The organism is Flavobacterium circumlabens, assembly GCF_004345565.1.
Classification (GTDB): domain Bacteria; phylum Bacteroidota; class Bacteroidia; order Flavobacteriales; family Flavobacteriaceae; genus Flavobacterium; species Flavobacterium circumlabens.
In genome coordinates, this window is the sequence record NZ_SLWA01000002.1 from 192,042 (window position 1) to 213,006 (window position 20,965).

The following is a 20,965-nucleotide window of genomic DNA, read 5'->3' on the forward strand; positions in this document are numbered from 1 at the left end:
AATATGGAAAAATCAAATTCTTCAAGGAGAACTTTTGTAAAAAATAGCGGACTCTTTTTGGCTGGAGCATTGTTAGCTCCAAATATTTTTAGTGCCAGTGCAACTACTATGGATTTAGTAAAATCTAAGGTAAAAGTAAATGGTCATTTATGGCTTTATGCCAGTAAATATCCACCCAATTGGGATTCTACTCCTAATTTGGAAGCAGCTTTCGCCGATATGAGCGCCGCTGGGTTGGATGGTATCGAATTAATGGATATCAATCTTACACACGATGACTCGGTAAAAAACATTAAACATTTAATTGATAAATATGATTTTCCAGTTTCAGGTACTTCTTATGGTGTAGGTCCTCAAATGTGGGATAAAAATCAACATGATTTTATCATTAAAGATGTGACACAATCATTAAAAAGGTTGTCACAGCTAAAAGGCAAAACCTTCGGAATATCAGTAGGAGAAGCTAACCGACTAAAAACCGAAGCTGAACTTGATGCACAAGCTGAGGTTTTAAAGAAGATTTTTGCAATAAGTAAAGAAGAAGGAATAGAGGCTAATCTCCATAATCATACTTATGAAGTAGAAAATGGAATGCATGATCTAAAAGGGACATTGGCCAGAATACCAGATATTAATCTTGGACCCGATTTAAACTGGCTGATTAGAGCTGGAATAAACCCTATTGATTTTATAAAACAATACGGCGATAACATTGTTTATATGCATCTTAGAGATCAATATTCAGATGGAACTTGGACAGAATATTTAGGACAAGGAGCAACAGATTTTAAAGCCATTGCAAATGCATTAAAAGCAATTCCTTTTAAAGGGTCTAATGTTGCTATAGAACTTGCTTTTCCTAAAGATTTCCAACCCGTAAATCCCTTAAAAGAAGATTGGAAATTGAGTAGAGAGTATGTAAAAAACACTTTTGGCTGGTAAACAGCTACTAACTATAAAAAAATAAATAATGCGAATAGCAATTTTAGGTTCTGGTTTTATTGCCAGATTTTACGCTACATCTTTGCACGCTCAACGCCGTAAAGATTATATTTTAACTGTGTATTCAAGAGATATTGAGAATGCCAAACGTTTTGCCGATGATTATCAATTGGCACATTTTACCAATGATATTGACGAGGCTATTAATCATCCCGATGTGGATGTGGTTTTAATATCCTTACCTAATGATTTACACGAAATGGCTGTAGCCAAATGTGCTGATGCCAAGAAACATGTTTTATGTACAAAACCTTTAGGACGAACTGCTGCTGAAGCCAAGAGAATGCTCGATATGGTAGAGAAAGCAGGAATATTTGGAGGTTATTTAGAAGATTTGTGTTATACCCCTAAGTTTTTAAAATCAGTCTCCGCCATTCAGCAGGGGAGTATAGGTCGAATTTTATGGACAAAATCCAGAGAAGCGCATCCTGGGCCTCATAGTGATTGGTTCTGGAATAAAGACAAATCGGGTGGAGGTGCTATTATAGATTTAGGATGTCATTGCATAGAAATTGGAAGAAATTTTATTGGTAAACAAGTAAAACCTATTGAAGTAATGTGCTGGGCAGATACCCAAGTGCATCCTATTGAAGCCGAAGATCATGCCATAGGATTGGTTAAATATGCAAATGGAGCTATGAGTCAGTTTGAAGTAAGCTGGACATTTAGAGGCGGAATGGATTTGAGAGATGAGGTAATGGGAACTGAAGGTTCTATTTGGCTAAACAATTTTCTAAGAACAGGTTTTGAAATTTTTAGCACCGGAAAAGGAGATAATTATGTTGCAGAAAAAGCCGAAATAAGTAAGGGCTGGTTATTTCCAGTAGGAGATGAAGCGCATGAATTGGGCTATCCAAATATGTTTACAGATATGTTTACGGCTATTGAAGAGGGCAGAGATGCTTTGGAAACTTTTTATGACGGCTATGTTGTGAATGCCATAATTGATGCCGCTTATTTATCGGCCAAAACAAAAAAATGGGAACCCGTTATTTTGGAAGACTGGAGAGGTGAGGAGATTGTGGACAAAAAACAAGAACTGGTATCCTTTGATGAAAATTATTTTCTGATTAAAGAGGAGCTTATGCCTAATGAAGATTTAAAACGAATTTTAAAGCATAAGGCTACAGGAGAAGTAATCCAAAAGATATTTAAAATAGAACAATTCAAATAGCATAATTATATGGTTAATATAAATAGTGGAGGGGTTGAATCCAACTCCTATGATGCAATTGTAATTGGCTCTGGTATCACTGGAGGCTGGGCAGCGAAGGAATTGTGTGAGCAAGGTTTAAAAACACTGGTGATTGAAAGAGGAAGAATGGTAGAACATATTAAAGATTATCCAACTGCTCTGTTAAATCCGTGGGAATTTGAAAATAGAAACAATTTAACTTTAAAACAGAAACAAGAAAATCCCATTTTAAGCCGCTGTTATGCTTATGAAGAAGCCACAGACCACTTCTTTGTAAAAGATGATTATCATCCTTATATTCAAAAAAGACCATTTAACTGGATCAAAGGATATCAGGTAGGGGGAAAATCCCTTATGTGGGCAAGATGGACTCAGCGTTGGGGAGTGACTGATTTTGAGGCAAATGCCAAAGAAGGAATTGCTGTCGATTGGCCAATCCGATACGATGATTTAGCTCCCTGGTATAGTTATGTAGAGCGTTTTGCTGGCATCAGCGGCAATAGAGATGGACTTGCTCAAATTCCGGATGGAGAATTTCTTCCTCCAATGGACATGAATTGTATAGAAACGCATTTGCAAAAAAGTTTAAAATCTAATTATAATAACAGGCATCTGGTAATTTCCAGAACTGCAAACCTCTCCCAGGCTTTGTCAGGAAGAGGGCCATGCCAATACAGAAATCTTTGCTTTAGAGGATGTCCTTTTGGCGGATATTTCAGTAGTAATTCTACTACCATACCTGCAGCTGAAAAAACAGGAAACCTGAGTATGCTTACTAATGCTGTTGTACATTCCATTATTTACGATGAAGACAAACAGAAAGCCAAAGGTGTTAGAGTAATAAATGCGTTAACCAATGAAGTTACAGAATATTTTGCAAAAATAGTTTTTGTTAATGCTGGTACACTTAATTCTACATTAATACTAATGAATTCGACATCTTCTCGCTTTCCTAACGGGATGGGGAATGATAGTGGTGAGCTTGGTCATAATTTAATGGATCATAATTACAATGGGAGAATAAGTGGCGAATATCATGGCTATGAAGATCAATATTATGCAGGGCGTAAACCAACGGGAAGCTATTTGGCCAGATTCAGAAATTTCGGAAATGACAAACAAAAAGATTTTTTGCGAGGATACGCATTTGCCTGTAATGGTTCAAGAGAAATAAAAGATGATAAAGGAGTTTCGTTTGGGGCTGATTTAAAGAACACTTTGACAGAACCCGGGGTATGGAAAATGGGTTTGGTAAGTATGGGAGAATGTTTGCCTTCACATGAAAACAAGATTAGTTTAAGCAAAGATAAAAAAGATCGATGGGGAATACCTTTATTAGAAATTGACGCATCATTTGGTGAAAACGAAAAAAATATGATGAAGGATATTCTCAAAAGCGGTGCAGAGATGCTGGATAAAGCAGGCTTTATAAACATAGAGGCTTTTGATACCAATGATGCAATGGGCTTAGGGATACATGAAATGGGGACAGCCAGAATGGGACATTCTTCCAAAACATCAGTACTCAACAAACATAATCAGGTATGGGGAGCAGAGAATGTTTTTGTTACAGATGGATCTTGTATGACCTCTGGTTCCTGTCAAAACCCTTCACTCACTTATATGGCAATAACCGCTAGAGCTGCGCATTATGCTGTCGAAGAATTAAAAAAAAACAACCTGTAATTAGGTAAGAAGGATTCATTTTTTTTATAAAAAAATGTTCATCCTTTTTCATTTAGTGGGTAGCATGTTTTTTTAACCCAACCAAGGAAACAATAGTTAAAGAGATTGACATATGAAAAGAAGAGAAGCAATAAAAAATCTGATGCTTTTTACAGGAGGGACTATTTTATTTTCCGCTGGTTTATTGGCAGGATGTAATTCACCAGCAGGAAGAACCTTTATCTCAAAACAAGACATTTACTTTTTGGATGAAATTGGTGAAACTATTATCCCTACTACAGCTAGATGTGGAGGAGCAAAAGCTGCTAAAATTGGTTTGTATATGAAAATGATGGTAAACAAATGTATTACTAATGAGGAAAGACTGATTTTTTTAGAAGGATTAAAAAAAATTGAAGATGCTGCTGTTGAAAAGTATAGAGTTGAATTTTTATCTATGAATTCTGACCAGAAGAAAGAGCTTTTTTTAAATATTCAGTTGGAAGCTGAAAAATATAAAAAAGAGAATACGAGTAAGCCCTCAGCACCTATCCATTATTTTCAATTGTTGAAAGATTTAATAGTAAAAGGTTATTTCACTTCCGAAATAGGAGCTACTGAGGCACGTCGTTATGAAGCCATACCAACGAGATATATTGGATGTATAAATTATAAAAAAGGGGATAGGGTCTGGGCTACAAGTTAATGTTTTGCTTTCATAATAAATATTGAGTACTATATTTTGAAACTATTTTTTCAAATATTCTTCACTTGATCAGGATAGTAAAGAGATAAAAAAAATAGGCCAATAATTAAATTTAAAATACAATTTTATGCAAATTAAATTTTTTTGTCCACGCTGGGGTTCGGAGTCACTTTCATGGGTTGATTTCTGTTCAAAAGTAAAAAAGGCTGGATATGATGGTGTGGAATCTCCTGTTTCTTTGGATGAGCAGGAAAAAAAGGAAATGAAAACTGCCATCGAAAGAACTCCATATTCATTCAAGAGTAGGGCATTGCCAACAAGTAGCACAAGTCTCTGATCCAAGAGCGAAAGCATGGACAAATGAACTGGAAACTCACTTAAATTGGTGGCATCAAATTATTGTAAAAAGAGCCGCTTAAAAAGCTAATTTATTAACCATTACGCCCAAATTTGGGCCTTATCCTTATATGCCGGCTCTTCCGCTTACTAATATGCCAATTGCCTATCAATGGGATATTAATCTTTACATGATGAATTTATTAAAAGACAGATAGCGGGCTTATGTATAATGGACAGTTAAATTATAAAGCACTTAATAATTACTCAGCATTATCTTATATAAATATTTTAACTAATTAAATTACATAACATTGAAAACATCAATTATAAAATATCTTTTTCTTGTGCCATTTTTATTTATACGTATTCCAATTTTTGCTCAGACAAAAATTGATGTAGAGAAAGAATTTCACGATGCAGCCTTGCAATATGAAGGAATATTAAGAACTCATCCAGATATCGCGAAATTTCCTCAATCTTATAGTCATGACGGTAAAATTATGGATAGATCCGCTGATTGGTGGTGTAGTGGTTTCTTCGGCGGTTCCCTTTGGTATTTGTTTGATTATAACAGAGAAACAAAATGGAGAAATGAAGCTTATAAATGGACTATGGCTGTTGAAAGCGAAAAAAACAATACAACTACGCATGATTTAGGATTTATGTTATACTGTCCCTTTGGAAATGGGTACCGTATAACTCATGACCCTGCCTTTAAATCGGTGATGTTAACTGGCGCAGCTTCTTTGGCAAGCCGATTTAATTATGATTATGGGGTTATCAAATCTTGGGATGAGTGGAAAGGGTACGATTATCCAGTGATTATCGATAATATGATGAATTTGGAATTCTTATTATGGGCTGCAAAAGCATCAGGGAATAAGAAATTTTATAACATTTCTGTTTCTCATGCTGATAAAACTATGAAGAATCATTTTCGTAAAGATTATAGTAGTTATCATGTAGTGTGCTATGGAAAAGATAACAAAGTGTTGAAACAAGGTACTCATCAAGGCTATGCAGATGGTTCTGCTTGGAGCCGCGGACAGGGTTGGGGTTTATATGGCTACACCGTAATGTATCGAGAAACTGGAGATAAAAAATACTTGAAACAAGCAGAGCATATTGCCCAATATATACTCAATCATGCTAATCTTCCTGAAGATAAAATTCCTTATTGGGATTTTAATGATCCGGCTATCCCAAATACAGAAAGGGATGTTTCAGCTGGAGCTGTAATCTCATCAGCATTATTTGAATTAAGTCAATATAGCAACAAACATAGTAAAGAATATAAGGACGCTGCCACAACAATGTTAAGCAGTTTGACAAGTCCAAAATACAAAGCTGAAATTGGAACAAACGGTAATTTTTTACTGAAGAACAGCGTGGGATCTAAACCACATCAATCGGAAGTGGATGTACCATTAGTGTATGCTGATTACTATTATCTTGAAGCATTGTTGCGGTACGATAAGTTGATGAAGATAGGAAAGTTAGATCTAAACTAAGATAGATTTCTTTTGAGCAATCCGTTAGGTAAACGATTATTTACGAATTATCACTAAGCATTTTACCAATTTTTTTACATGTTAATAGAAATAAACTATCTAAACATATGATTAATTTTCCATTTGTTAATTTCTATTTTTTTTTTGTAATATCTAAATATTCAAAAAAACCGTACTATTCTTTTACAAATCGTTACATACTATTTAGTCATGTATATATTTTTTTTGATTTTTTTATAAACATGTACTCCTTGAGCAAAATTGAATTGTATTAATAGTAAGATTAATATGAATTAAAAATGCCTAAAGGCATAATAATGCTCTTACTATGCTTCAAAACTTTGATAAAGACCTTGGCAAAGGTTATTGAAAACGAAGGAACAATTTTTAAATATCTTCTTTTATTTCGAAAGGTAAAAAAAATTGCTGCGTCTAAACATAATTATATTTCATATTGAGTCTATCATCCTGCTACAATAACTTAAAAAAGTCAATTAAAATTTAATACAAATTTCATGTTCAAAAAACCTACCCTACTATTACTTATTTTTATTGGTCATTGTTTTTTTGCGCAAATTTCTTTTGCACAAAATGAAAAAAACTATTTAAATCAAAAGTTAACTACTGAAGAGAGAGTGGATGATTTAGTTTCTAAACTTACCCTAGATCAAAAAATAAAACTTTTACAATATAAAGGTTCATCTATAAAAACCAACGATTTGGATATACCAGCATATAATTGGTGGAACGAATGTTTGCATGGGGTTGCCAGAGCCGGAAGAGCAACAGTTTTTCCCCAAGCCATTGGATTGTCAGCAACATGGAATGCCCCTTTTATTGAAAAAGTAGCATCTGCAATTTCTGATGAGGCAAGAGCCAAATACGATCATTTCTCAGCACTTGATAAGAGGGGAATGTACCAAGGCTTGAATTTTTGGACACCAAATATCAATATTTTTCGTGACCCAAGATGGGGTAGAGGTATGGAGACTTATGGGGAAGATCCTTTTTTAACTGGAACAATGGCGTCTTCATTTATTAAAGGGCTGCAAGGTAATGATCCTAACTATTTTAAAACCATTGCGACTGTTAAGCACTTTGTTGTGCATAGTGGTCCCGAACAAACCCGCCATCGTTTTAATGCGGAAGTGACTAACCTTGATTTTTTTGAAACCTATACTCCAGCCTTCAAAATAGCCATTCAAGATGCAGGAGTTTATTCCTTAATGTGTGCCTATAATAGTTTCAGGGGTGAGCCATGCTGCGGAAGTTCTTACCTATTAGAGGATATTCTTCGCAAGAGATGGGGTTTCAACGGATTTATTGTAACGGATTGTGGAGCTGTAGATGATTTTTTTAAAGATGGTACTCACGAGATAGTTCACACGCCAGAAGAAGCTTCGGCTTTGGCAATCAAAGCAGGAGTAAGTTTAGAGTGTGGTGATATTTTCAACGCTTTGGATAAGGCTGTAGAAAAGAAATTAGTGACAGAAGCGGAGTTGGATATTGTTATAAAGCGTTTGTTTGCCGCAAGGTTTAGATTAGGAATGTTTGATAAAAAAGGGGACAATCCGTTTGATAATATTCCTTATAGTGTTGTAGAAAGCACAAAACATCAAGAACTTTCTCTACAAGCTGCGAGAGAGTCAATAGTATTACTTAAAAACGGCAATGCTTTTTTACCTTTAAACAAGAGTGTTAAAACAATTGCTGTTATTGGTCCAAATTCAAATGATGAAGAAGTAATGCTGGCTAATTATAATGGATTTCCGACAACTATCATTACTCCCTTGCAAGGTATTAAGAATAAAATTCCAAAGGCAAAAGTGTTGTATGCCAGAGGATCTGCCCATGCAGAAGGAGCACCATCATTGGAAATTATTACACCAGCAAATTTTTTTCAGGATGCTTCCGGTTTAGAGCCGGGTTTACATGCCAAATATTATAATAACATTAGCTATAAAGGTGAACCAGTAATTTCCAGAGTTGATGAAAAAATTGATTTTAATTGGATGGATAATTCCCCAATTAAAAACTTAAATGAAGAAGATTTTTCTGCAAAGTGGTCTGGATATATTAAAATCCCTGTCAGCGGAGAAATCAATTTTAATATGTTTGGTGCCGAGGAATATGAACTTTTAATTGACGGTAAAAGCCAATTTTCTTTTTCAAGTATTTATAGCCCTGGTTACAAGTCAGTCAATTTAAATTTTAAAAAAGGCGAAATCCATAAAATAGATATTAAGTATGCCAGTCGTGGTGCAAATGCGCAATTGAAATTGTCATGGGGCTTACCAGATCAAAACCTAAAACTAGAAGCTTTGAAAATTGCCCGACAGGCTGATGTGGTGATTATGTGTATGGGGCTTTCTCCGAGGTTAGAAGGGGAGGAAATGGATGTAAAATTAGATGGCTTTGATGGTGGTGACAGAACAGAAATAGTCTTGCCTAAGGTGCAACAAGATTTGATAAAAGAAGTGAAGGCTTTGGGAAAACCAGTCGTTTTAGTTTTGCTGAATGGTAGCGCATTAGGTTTGAAATGGGAGGATGAAAATTTACCGGCCATAGTAGAGGCTTGGTATGGTGGACAAAAAGGTGGCGAAGCTATTGCGGATGTTCTTTTCGGTGATTATAATCCTTCAGGAAAATTACCAGTTACATTCTACGCATCGGTAGATGATTTGCCTGCTTTTGATAACTACGATATGAAAGGCAGAACCTATAAATATTATCAAGGAACACCAGTTTACAAATTTGGTTACGGATTGAGTTATACGAAATTCTCTTATGATAAATTAATAACTAAAGAAGTCTTTGGCATAAACGAAGAAATAAATTTGTCCGTAGATGTTGAAAATATTGGAGAAAGAGAAGGTGATGAAGTCGTGCAGGTTTATTTAAAGCATTTAGATTCAAAAGTTGCTGTTCCGTTAATTTCATTAAAAGCATTCCAAAAAATTCATTTGAACAAAGGAGAGAAAAAAACGATTTCATTTACTCTTAAACCGTCTGATTTTTCGGTGATTGTAGAGAATGGAGATGCAGTTGTCAATCCCGGTAAATTTGAAGTTTTCTTAGGAGGTGGTCAACCTAATGGAAAGAATTCAAGTGTACTTAGTAAGGAAATTGAATTAAAAAAAGAGCCCAAAAGTTTTTAATAATCAGTATTTATAAATATCAAAAACAATTCTGATTAGACCTGTTTAATATTGATTGTTTTTGTATTGCATTAAAAGTTAGCTTGAAAATTATAAAGAATCATATTTAATCAAAAAATAAATGTTATAAATTGAAATGAAAGAGTTACCAATATCCAAAATTTTTCTTTTGTTAATCCTTTGCTTGTTTATCAACCATGAAAATGCTCTTGGTCAAACACAAAAGGTGTGGCTAGATGCTGATACCGGCAATGAAACCGATGATGTTTATGCTATTGTGAGATTGTTGAATGAACCATCCATAAATCTCATTGGGCTGAGTTCCGCACATTTTAATAATGCAGATCTGGTAGCTTTTGATAAATGGAATCAATATAGTGCAAATGACATTAATACTGTGAAGATATCCCAGCAGTTGAATGAAGAAATTTTGAATTTAAGTGGTAAGTCAAATATCAGTCATCCCATAGGTGCTGATAGAGCTATGGGAAGGGCTTGGGGTGGCAGTCAACCTCGTAATTCAGAAGCTGCAAAACAGATTATTGCAGCTGTAAAAACACTTTTGCCAAAAGAAAAATTACATATAATATGCTTAGGGGCATTGACAAATATTGCATCGGCCATTGCTATTGATAGCACTATAGCAGATCATATTAAATGTTATTTGTTAGGAGCAAAATATAATATTCAAGACGAATTTTGGGACAAAAATGAATTCAATATACGTAATGATTTAAATGCATTTGATTATTTGCTCAATACTCCTTCAGTGCAGCTGATTATTATGCCTGTTACCACAGCTGAGCCTTTCAAATTTGAAAGGGATAAATTATATACACTGTTCAATGATAGTAATCCTGCTTTACAATATATGGCACAACGCTGGGCGGATACCAATCCAAACGATACAGTGAGAACTTTATGGGACGTTGCCTTGGTTGAGGCCTACTTAAACCCCGTGCACGCCACTATAAAAATGATAAAAACACCTCCAGAAAATGTTTCTCGTTCTATTGGAGTTTATATAAAATTTGATAATAAACAATTAATAAATAGTTATTTAAATTCTATTCAAATTTTAAAGAAAAGTTGATGGACAAAATAATGCACTCTTAAGTTTTTCGGGTTAAATAGTCTGCAGTTTTAAAAAATAATTTAAAAATTGAAAGCGTTTTGTTTGCGGGTGTATATCGTAAAGTTTTTTACTTAATATACTTTTTGTTTTGCATCAATAGTTTTTAGGTGCAAAGAATACTATTATAAAAAATCCGACAGCAATGATAAAGCGTGCAGAATAGTTACTTTTTGGTCATTAAAAACACAAAGTTATTGCTTATAATCGTTCGCAATCAGAAGTGTTTACAAGAAAATTATCAATTTATTATGTATTTCTGGTTTTGGCAGTTGAAGATTACCGAGTTTTTTTATTAATCAGAGCCAGGTTTGATTTTTTCAGCTAAAGACCGTTTAGGAGATAATCTTAAGTAAACATTAGTATAAACTAATTATCACCTTATAACAAACCAATGAAAAATGTAAATTCATTTTTTTTTGCGGTCTCAATTTTTAGCATTGTTTCATTTTAACGAGACAATCCTTAACTAATTACTAACCAATAATTTTTTGCAAAATGACGAAATTAAAAAAATATTGCGCATTTGCTGTAATTATGGCGATCACTCTTACGGCTTGTACCGAAAACAGCATGACACCAGAATCGCAAAGCGAGCATCTATCCAAAAAAAGTGGATCAGTACTAAAAACAGATATTTTCTTTGCATCTTCACAGTTAACAGGAGGTACATTATTATTTAAATCTGGCTTTCAAGGAGGGACACAAGTTAGCACTATAAGTTCAAATCGGGATGACATCATCGGAGATGATTATGGATATGATTGGACCAGCACGTTGCAAGGCAGTTCAAGCTTATTTAATGACTTTTACATTAATTATGAATCTGGTGCATCTACGGACAGAATAGCTAGCATTGTGCAAACTCCCAATACTGATCCTGCCATTTTTGCAAAATCCATGCAATTCAAAATAGATAATGCAACGACTTGTTATGCACCTTCTCCTTCGTATCCCAATGGAAATTGCAAAGCCCGTATTTCGGGGGAGCTTTTTTCGAGAACACCTCAAAATACAAAAGAGTATTACCAAAAAGTTAAAGTTTATCTCCCAGATTGGCAATATCTAGAGCAATCAACTGCTCCAGTGGCGGGTGGCTGGTTTATCTTATGGGAAATGGGAAATGACCCTCTTCTTTACAATAAGTTTAAAGCCAATTTACAAATTAGAAAAGCAATTTCAGGATCTACCGGGGCTTTACGTTTTTATGTAAAGGGTGAAAACACTTATAATAATGCCATAAATTGGAGTACATTATGGGAGTATTTAAACACTAGCTTTCAGGTGCCTACCAATAAATGGATGACCATTGAAATTTATATGAAGGAAGGTGATGCAAGTAATGGAAGGTTTTATGTTACTGCTACGCCTGATGGCGAGAGTACATCTGTTATTTGCAACATATATGGCACTACTTATAATATTAACAATACGGTAAATGGGTTTGAAACTTTCAATCCGATGAAAGCGTACTGTTCTTCTGAGGTAATTGATGCATTTAAAAATAATGGAAAATCATTAAAGGTGCTGTTTGATGATCTTGAAATTTGGAGCAACAGGCGTCCTTAGTTTTTTATTCTAATTTATAGGTCTCAAATAGACTTTAAAAATATACACTCTCAGCGTATCTCTCTTTAGCTTCTAAAATTTTTAGACACAGATTTTATAATTAAAAGGGTTTAATTTCTTGAAATCAATTTAATTCGATTTAGCAAAATATTTATAACCGCAAAGGACGCAAAGAAAGATTATACTTTGTCTTTAAAAACGCAAGGTTCGCAAAGCTTTGCGTACCTTGCGTAATACGTTGTGTTCTTTGCGTTTAAAAGTTAGCAACTTTTTGTCAAAGTCCGTCCACCTTCTTGACTCGAGTGATAGTGAACAGACGAGGTAAATCTGTGGGCAATTTTACTTTTTGGTCCAATTTAATCTTGAGATTTTAGCTAACCAAATCTATAGACTTTCATTCCATTGAGGTTTAAATAGGTTCCGAATTAACAATCATGCCATCGAAATCAAAAATCACATTTTTTATTTTCATAACTCTTGTAGGTCTATTGATTAAACAAAGGCATATTCTTTGTTATGCTATCAAAATTAGAAAACAAAATTTTTAAAAAATAGATTTAACCCTTTCTATCCAACTGTTGTTGAAACTTTGATGGAGTCATTCCAAACTCTTTTTTAAATGCATTGGTAAAATACGATTGCGATGATATTCCCACACGATACATCACCTCAGTAACTGAGACGTCTTCATTTGTCAAAAACTCCATAGACTTTTTCAATCGGATGGTTCTGATGAACTCGTTACTACTCTGACCAGTAATATCTTTTATTTTTTTGTAAAGTTTACTTTTACTAACACCAATTTCTCTGCTTACATAATCAATGTTCAATTCTGGATCTTCTAATTTATCCTCAATAATTTTTAACAATTGATCCATGAAATCTTTATCTTTTGTAGAGTGCACCAAATCCCTAACTTCTACCTGGTAATCTTTTAGATAACGCTCTTTAATTTTTTGTTGCTGATTGAGCTGATTTTTTATGGTTAAAAGTAATAAATCAGTGCTCACAGGCTTACTGAAATAATAATCAGCACCTGATTTTATGCCTTGTAGTCGAGACTCAAGCGCATCTTTTGCTGTCAATAGAATAAAGGGGGTATGACTTGTTTCAAAATCATTTTTGATATATTGACAAAATTCTATTCCATCCATTACAGGCATCATTACATCACTAATGATTAATGCCGGAGATCCTTCTTTAGCTTTCGTAATACCTTCTTGTCCGTCACTCGCTTCAATAATGAAATAGTCATCTTCAAGTATTTCTCTGTAAAAATTTCTTAATTCTTCATTATCATCTACAATTAAAATACAGGTTTTTGTTTTAGTTCCCAATTTTTCTTTTTTAGCAAGCTCTGTTTTGGTTGAATTAGTTATTAATGAAGCTTTTGAAGGAATACTTTCTATTTGTGCTACAATTTCATTATTATCATTAGACCAAATTTCATTTTTATTGTAATCCTTTTTGTTACATGGTATGGCAATAACAACTTCAGTTCCTTGTTCTATGGTGCTATAAACGCTAAGTTTACCTTTGTGTATAGATACTAATCTTTTTACAAAAGCCAATCCAATGCCTGTTCCAATATGTTGTTCAGACCCCCTAAAATACGGCTCAAATAAATGCTCAAGTGAACTTTTTGAAATTCCTATTCCTGTGTCAGAAATGATGATATATAGATAGCTATTGGCTACAAATTTATTTTCTATTTCTATTCCCTGTTCATGGAGAGAGTTAAAATTCTTTAGGGTCGATACAACTTTAATATTGATTTTGCCTTTCTCAGGCGTGTATTTAAAAGCGTTGTTTAAAACATTTAAAATGGCTTTTTCTAATATTTGACTGTCGAACCATACTTTGTTAAATTCCTGTTCTAAATCAAGATTAAATTCAAAATTTTGAAGGATAGCTTGATTTCTAAAATCATCGGTTATTTCTTTTATAAATGAAGAAAAGTTACCCGACATGACTTTAAGTTTTAATGCTCCTGCTTCTGCCTTTCTAAAATCCATCAATTCACTGATAAGTTTTAAGAGTCGGTTGGCATTACGATTAATAGTTTGATAATAAGGAGCAAGTAGTGAATTTTCCCCCATCTTAAAGATTTGTTCCAATGTACCCAAAATTAGCGTGATGGGAGTTCTAAACTCATGAGAGATATCAGTAAAAAATTGAAGTTGGAGCTGATGGAGCTTTTCTTTATTTTCTTCCCGTATTTTGCGTATTTCTTGTCTTCTTTTATAGTACAGTCCAGCATATAAAATTGCAAATAACAATATTAAGGCCATACTTTTAAACCACCATGTCAGATAAAAAGGTGGCTTTATTGTAATGTTTACCGAAGTAGCTTTAGTGTCCCAAAGCCCTTTTGTACTGCTTGCCTTAACATAAAATGTGTAATCGCCTGGGTCTAAATTGGTATAAGTAGCCTTGCGTTGTGTACCAGCATAGTTCCAATCTTTATCAAAACCTTTAAGTTTGAAAGCATAATTTGTTTTTTGTGGCGAAACATAATTTAAGGCTGCATATTCAAAAGAAATAACCGATTTGTCGTAGGACAATATTATATTTTCTCCACTCTCCACATATTTAGAAACGGTAGATTTGTCTTCTCCTTCGCTAATACTTTTATTAAAAATTAATAGATCGGTTAAGTGTATTGGGTAACTATAATTATTGGTTTTGATGCTGTCTGGATAAAAAGTGTTAAATCCCTCAAAACCACCAAAAAAAAGTTTTCCCTTACTGGACATAAATGCCGAATTCTGGCAAAATTCTAATCCTTGCAAGCCGTCAGAACCAGAATATCTCTTTATAAAATTGGTGTCAGGATTGAATTGGATAAGGCCATTTGTGGTACCTATCCAAAGATTCCCTCTTTTATCTTCTATAATAGACTGAATTTGCTCATTGACCAAATAAGGGTTTTTAGAATAAAGCAAAAACTTGTTTTTTTTATTATTAAAAAGATAAAGCCCTGTTTTACCAATCCATAACCTTTTTTTGCTATCGGTATAAATGGCTCTCACGTGATCCTTTAAATCTTTTGGAGTATTGCTAAAATAATGAACAAAGGTTTTTCTATTATTTGTTAAACAATTTAATCCACCATCAAGAGTTCCAAACCATACATTACCATAAGTATCTTGATGAATAGTTTCGACATATATTCCAGTAAATTTAGTTTTGCCATCAGGTGCAGAAATGATACGTTTGAATTTTTTAGTTTTGGGGTCAAAGGTATTTAAGCCACCATAAAATGTACCAACCCAAAGGGTTCCATTTTTATCTTCACAAATAATATACGGGTAATTTGAGCTTATAGTTGTTTTATCATTCGCATCATGTAAAAAACGAGTAAAAGTATTTTGACTTTCATTATAGCGATTTAGGCCAGCTCCCCATGTACCAACCCATATAACACCATTCTTATCTTTCATAAGGTCTAGAATAGCATCTGAACCAATACTATTACTGTTAGTTGGTGAAAATCTTTTTTTATCGAAAGTTCCCATTTTTTGATTAAAAACATTGATTCCGCCCCCATCACTACCAACCCAAATATCCCCTTTGTTAGTTTCTATAAAAGCTCTTACATCGTTATAAGAAAGTGCACCATTCCATATTCCTTTACTATAGTTTATGAAATTTGTTATTTTGGGAGAGTAGATATTAACTCCACCATGATGAGTGCCCACCCAAATATTTCCTTGCGTATCTTCCATAAGACATGCGGCGGTTTTGCTCGAGAATGACATAGGTTTTCTCAGGTCATTTTCATATCTTAAAAAATAATTTGCGTTATGAGGCTTTAAATTAAGTCCACCATTTTCAGTGCCAATCCAGACATTTTTGTGCTCGTCAAAAATGATACTTTTAACAACATCGTTTGATATACTTTTGCTATTATTTGCCTCGTTTTGAAAATGGTTTAAGGTGTTGTTTTTAGGATCAAGAATAAAAAGTCCTTTACCATTTGTTCCTATCCAGATTAGATTTTTATCATCCTTTTTAATTGTGATTATTCGGTAACCATCCAATGTCGCTAAAGTAGTGGTACTAGTTGAAGTAATAAACAATGCTTTTTTTGGATTGAATCTCTTGACCCCAGCGCCATCCGTACCCAACAATAGGTTTTTAGACTCATCTTCACATATAGTAATTATTTTATTTTCTAAAGATTCTCCTATTACATTCGGGTGTTGAATGAAGGATTTGAAGTTATTATCTTTTTTATCATACCTGTTTAAACCATGTTCAGTTCCCACCCATATTTCTCCCTTTTTATCTTGATAAAGGTTATGTATAACATTACTGCTAATACTGCCTTTTTTTTTAGGGTCATGCATATATCTAGTAAAACTATCCGTAAAGCTATTATACACGTTTAAACCATAATTTGTTGCAATCCAAATTCGATGTTGCTTATCTTCTAAAATATAATTAACAAAATTATTGCTTAAACTGGATGCATTACTTTGGTCATTCTTATATACAGTTATTTTATAACCGTCATATCTGTTTAAACCATCTTCTGTTGCTAACCAAATATATCCTCTACTATCCTGTAAGATGTTTGTAACATTACTACTTGATAAGCCTTGGTCGCGTGTGAGATATTTAAATTTTACCTTATCCGTTTGTGAGAATACTGATGTTGTAAAAAGGTAGATGAGACAGACAATATATATTTTTAATAAATGAAAATAGTAGTTGAAAAAAAAACGCTTTTGTTTAACCATGGTTCTATTATATTTAAGCTAGTTTAGTTTTTTTATATATATAAAGTATAAAAGGATATTATAAGTTTAAAATCAATAACTTTCTAGACGTTTAAATAAGAAAAACATAAAGAAGTACTTAATTTTTATCTCCAATTTTCTTTGGGATGAAAAGCAAAAAAATCATCTTATCAAGGCAAATATAATGCTGTTTTCTCAAATTATTTCAAAAGGGAGCCTACCAAAATTTAATTAAATAATTTTCAAGAAAGAAACTGACAGGCATAATTAAGATTCAATAATAGGGAGTGTTAAGTATCAGTGTTTTATCCTCTAATCTACAAAATTGCCGCTCGGTTTGTAATATAACTATAGACTTGTCTGGCCACAGGAAACCTAAATTACCTTGCTCTAAACAAAGATAATTCAAAGTCTTTGATTAGTTATGAAAAGATAAATTACTTCAATTTACTAAGAATAATATTCTAAACATATCCAGAGTTTAGTAATTGATTTAAGATCATGAAAATGGGTGCGTTATTGAATTTTTTAGAAATAAATTTAATTTGTACCACAAAATTCCCATAGAATTATGCAAAAATTCACTTGGATATAATCAAGCTAATAGTCATTATTAAAATTTAATCATTTCACTACAATTGATATAAGAAAATGGTTAGATAGACTATTCGAAAACAATATTGAAAACTTATCTCATAAATATTAGGAGTCTCCTTAAAAAAAACATCATTTTCAATATCACTTTGATTCCATTAATTGAAGATCTACTTTCTTCACTTTAAATCAACCTTAAGATCGGCACAATAGCAACATACTACATCACCTAATTTATTTACCCAGAAAAAAAATAATTATCAATAAAAATATTACATGAATAATTTTTAACCGAATTTTTTATCAAAAATACATAAATGAGCAAATAAAATACAGATTTCAGCAAATCATAGACATGTGTAACTCTTTAATTTGCAGTACTTATTAATAACTAACCAACCAAATCAATCCATTATATATAATGTTAATTGATTGTAAAAAAATGTTACTATGTATACCACTCAATTAAGTATTCGTGACGAAGATCGTTTTATAAAAGAACTTAATCAAGGAAGCAATAAAGCGTTTCAAGTATTCTATGAAAGATATCAAAGTAGAATTTTTTTTCTTGCTATGAGGTATCTAAAATGTAGAAACGAGGCTCAAGGCGTTGTTCAAGATGTTTTTATGCAACTTTGGATAAACCGGGAAGAAATGGAGATAGGTAAACCTGTCGAGGCTTGGCTCTATACTGTTGGCAAAAATAATATTTTAAATAAGCTTAAAAAGCAAGCTAATTTTTGGAAAGTTAAAGAGCAATTAAAAATGTCTCAGGTTTTTTCTGATAATTCTATGCAAGAGAAATTTATATATTCCGAATATGAGTTAAAGGTAAATACTACTTTAAAATCGCTTTCAGATCAACAGTTGGTTGTTTACAATATGGCAAGGCATGAGAATCTCTCTTATGTTGAAATATCAAAAAAATTAAATCTTTCACCATTAACTGTGAAAACACACATGTCTAGGGCTCTTTGTCACATTAGATCTGTTATTTCACCCATACTAATTGATTAAAATCGGAAAGTCAGAGGGGTAAAATTTTATTTGAGAAAATAAATAATATATAATGGCTTTTTAGTTTATTCATGTTGATCTTAACTTTTAGGCAATTTTTTATTTATGATATTGTATTTAATTGTACTAAAATTAATAGAATAAGTTTTGATGTCTTTATTACGGGAGTTTGTTAATGTGTAATTAGGCTAAAAATTAAAAAGCATATTAAATTACAATCCTCCTAAATAAAATCTGCGGCCTATATGGTTAGTAAATTAAAACTTCATGAGATGCTTCTCGTGCAGGTAATAAATCATTATCTTCAGTGGGATAGTGATTAGAAATAATTTATATAAATAGTGTATTTAGTTGATGTGCCTTCTGACTTGAATAATATCCTGTAATAAAAGTAATCTTTTTAAATAGTATGGAACAGCAAATTACAAAAAAAAAATATAAAGGGTCCGTTAATGAAGAACGCATGATTGTTTGTCAACATTTTTTTAATTCATTGCGTTATATAAAAGAGCTCACAACAATGAAGATAAGTGTTTTTCTTTTCATTTTATTTTTTCAAACCATCGCTTATTGCCAAGAATTAGCAGTAGTAAATAACATTGTTGGTCGAGATAAAATTTCCTTAAACGGCAATTGGCAAATCCTAATTGATCCTTACGAAAATGGTTTTTACGATTATCGTCTAAAAGAAAGTCAAAGTGGCTATTTTCTTAATGAAAAACCAAAAACAAAACAAGGCCTTATTGAATATGACTTTGTTAAATCTGATTATCTAAACGTACCAGGAGACTGGAATTCACAACGGGAAAAATTAGAGCTATATGAAGGCACAGTTTGGTACCAAAAAAACTTTGATTATCCTCTAAAAAAGGATAAAAGACTCTTCCTATATTTTGGAGCTTGTAATTACTACAGTATTGTTTACTTAAATGGTAAGAAATTAGGCGAGCACGAAGGAGGTTTTACTCCTTTTTGTTTTGAAGTGACTGGAAAAGTAAACTCAAAAGAAAACAACGTTGTTGTAAAAGTAGATAATAAAAGAAGAGCTGATGGAGTGCCAACTACAAATACCGACTGGTACAATTATGGTGGTATCACCCGTGATGTTTACGTAGCTGAAACTTCAGAAAATTTTATTCAAGATTATAAATTAAATCTAACAAATGGCGATTTTAAAACGATTCATATTTCTGTGAAGTTAAATAAGCCGGAGTCAAAAAACATAAAATTATTAATTCCTGAACTAAAAATAAGTAAGGAATTAGCAGCTAATTCAAATGGAGAAGCATCTTTAAGCATTAATTCAAAACCTATCTTATGGTCACCAGAAAACCCTAAACTCTATGATGTCTATTTAGTAAAAGATACTGATACTTTAAAAGACAGAATAGGTTTTAGAACTATAGAAACCAAAGGACAAGACATTTTACTTAATGGGAAATCGATATATCTTAAAGGGATTTCTATACATGAAGAGATTCCACAAAGAGCAGGCAGGGCAAATGGACCAGAGGATGCTAAACTGCTATTGGGCTGGGCAAAAGAACTGGGATGTAATTATGTAAGATTAGCCCACTATCCTCATAACGAAGCCATGCTGAAAATGGCAGACGAAATGGGCCTGATGGTTTGGTCTGAAATTCCCGTTTATTGGACTATTCATTATGAAGATCAAAATGTTTTGAAAAAAGCTAAAGATCAATTGAATGCTATGGTTACACAAAATAAAAACAGAGCATCCATTATCATTTGGTCTATGGCGAATGAAACTCCAGTTTCTGACGATAGAAATAACTTTATTAAGAGTTTATGCGATTACACCCGTTCTTTAGACAACACCAGATTGTTATCTGCTGCATTAGAGATTAGTCATAAAGAAAATGACACCAATATATTAGATGATCCATTGGGAGAGTATTTGGATGTATTGGGCTGCAATGAATATTTGGGATGGTATGAAGGCAAACCAGAAGATGCATTGACAAAAACTTGGAAAACCATTTACAATAAACCTATGGTGATAAGTGAATTTGGAGGTGGAGCTTTATATGGTTTTCATGGTGAAAAAGACGAACGCTTTACTGAAGAATATCAAGAATATTTATACGTAAATCAATTAGCGATGTTAGACAAAATTCCATTTTTAAAGGGGATTTCGCCTTGGATTTTGGTTGATTTTAAGTCTCCTCGTCGTCAATTGCATGGTATTCAAGATGGCTGGAATCGTAAAGGTTTACTTTCAGACAGGGGATTTAAGAAAAAAGCCTGGTTTACTTTAAATAAATATTACAAGCATAAGAAGTAGTTTCAGACTTGATCATTAAAAGATAAA

The 20,965-nt window shown here is 33.0% G+C and carries 12 protein-coding genes; 11 read left to right on the forward strand and 1 reads right to left on the reverse strand.

The genetic code is table 11. The features are described from left to right. Nucleotides 1-3 precede the first annotated feature (3 nt). The 9 genes from EV142_RS05455 to EV142_RS05495 all read left to right on the forward strand — a co-directional run bounded on the left by EV142_RS05455 (nt 4) and on the right by EV142_RS05495 (nt 12,277). The gene (locus EV142_RS05455; RefSeq protein WP_132033436.1) at nt 4-942 is read left to right on the forward strand and encodes a sugar phosphate isomerase/epimerase family protein; all 939 of its coding nucleotides are present in this window, start codon (nt 4-6) and stop codon (nt 940-942) included. Nucleotides 943-970: 28 nt separating this feature from the next. Further along, complete coding sequence (locus EV142_RS05460; RefSeq protein WP_132033438.1) at nt 971-2,176, forward strand: Gfo/Idh/MocA family protein; 1,206 nt, start codon at nt 971-973, stop codon at nt 2,174-2,176. A 9-nt stretch (nt 2,177-2,185) separates the two neighbouring features. Next, nucleotides 2,186-3,883, forward strand: a complete 1,698-nt coding sequence (locus EV142_RS05465; protein WP_132033440.1) for a GMC oxidoreductase — start codon at nt 2,186-2,188, stop codon at nt 3,881-3,883. 112 nt (nt 3,884-3,995) lie between these two features. After that, nucleotides 3,996-4,568, forward strand: a complete 573-nt coding sequence (locus tag EV142_RS05470; RefSeq protein ID WP_132033442.1) for a gluconate 2-dehydrogenase subunit 3 family protein — start codon at nt 3,996-3,998, stop codon at nt 4,566-4,568. Between the two features lie 127 nt (nt 4,569-4,695). Beyond that, nucleotides 4,696-4,905 (forward strand): hypothetical protein, encoded by a 210-nt coding sequence (locus EV142_RS24205; RefSeq protein WP_202978484.1) that lies wholly within the window; start codon nt 4,696-4,698, stop codon nt 4,903-4,905. Between the two features lie 313 nt (nt 4,906-5,218). Beyond that, nucleotides 5,219-6,418 (forward strand): glycoside hydrolase family 88 protein, encoded by a 1,200-nt coding sequence (locus tag EV142_RS05480; protein WP_202978485.1) that lies wholly within the window; start codon nt 5,219-5,221, stop codon nt 6,416-6,418. Between the two features lie 515 nt (nt 6,419-6,933). Continuing rightward, entirely contained in the window at nt 6,934-9,576 is a 2,643-nt protein-coding gene (locus tag EV142_RS05485) for a glycoside hydrolase family 3 C-terminal domain-containing protein (RefSeq protein ID WP_132033444.1), read from the forward strand. A gap of 136 nt (nt 9,577-9,712) precedes the next feature. Continuing rightward, the gene (locus EV142_RS05490; protein WP_132033446.1) at nt 9,713-10,669 is read left to right on the forward strand and encodes a nucleoside hydrolase; all 957 of its coding nucleotides are present in this window, start codon (nt 9,713-9,715) and stop codon (nt 10,667-10,669) included. A gap of 537 nt (nt 10,670-11,206) precedes the next feature. Continuing rightward, nucleotides 11,207-12,277, forward strand: coding sequence for a hypothetical protein (locus tag EV142_RS05495; RefSeq protein WP_132033448.1), 1,071 nt, complete (start codon nt 11,207-11,209; stop codon nt 12,275-12,277). A 557-nt stretch (nt 12,278-12,834) separates the two neighbouring features. On the opposite strand, the gene EV142_RS05500 is transcribed toward EV142_RS05495, so the two are convergent. Continuing rightward, complete coding sequence (locus EV142_RS05500) at nt 12,835-17,022, reverse strand: two-component regulator propeller domain-containing protein (RefSeq protein ID WP_132033450.1); 4,188 nt, start codon at nt 17,020-17,022, stop codon at nt 12,835-12,837. 1,044 nt (nt 17,023-18,066) lie between these two features. On the opposite strand from EV142_RS05500, the gene EV142_RS05505 reads away from it, so the two are divergent. Together EV142_RS05505 and EV142_RS05510 are read left to right on the forward strand one after the other, a co-directional pair. Continuing rightward, nucleotides 18,067-18,633 carry an RNA polymerase sigma-70 factor gene (locus tag EV142_RS05505; RefSeq protein WP_132033453.1) on the forward strand — a complete coding sequence of 189 codons (567 nt, stop codon included), beginning with the start codon at nt 18,067-18,069 and terminating at the stop codon, nt 18,631-18,633. A gap of 409 nt (nt 18,634-19,042) precedes the next feature. Beyond that, nucleotides 19,043-20,938 carry a glycoside hydrolase family 2 protein gene (locus EV142_RS05510; protein ID WP_238698654.1) on the forward strand — a complete coding sequence of 632 codons (1,896 nt, stop codon included), beginning with the start codon at nt 19,043-19,045 and terminating at the stop codon, nt 20,936-20,938. Nucleotides 20,939-20,965 lie beyond the last annotated feature (27 nt).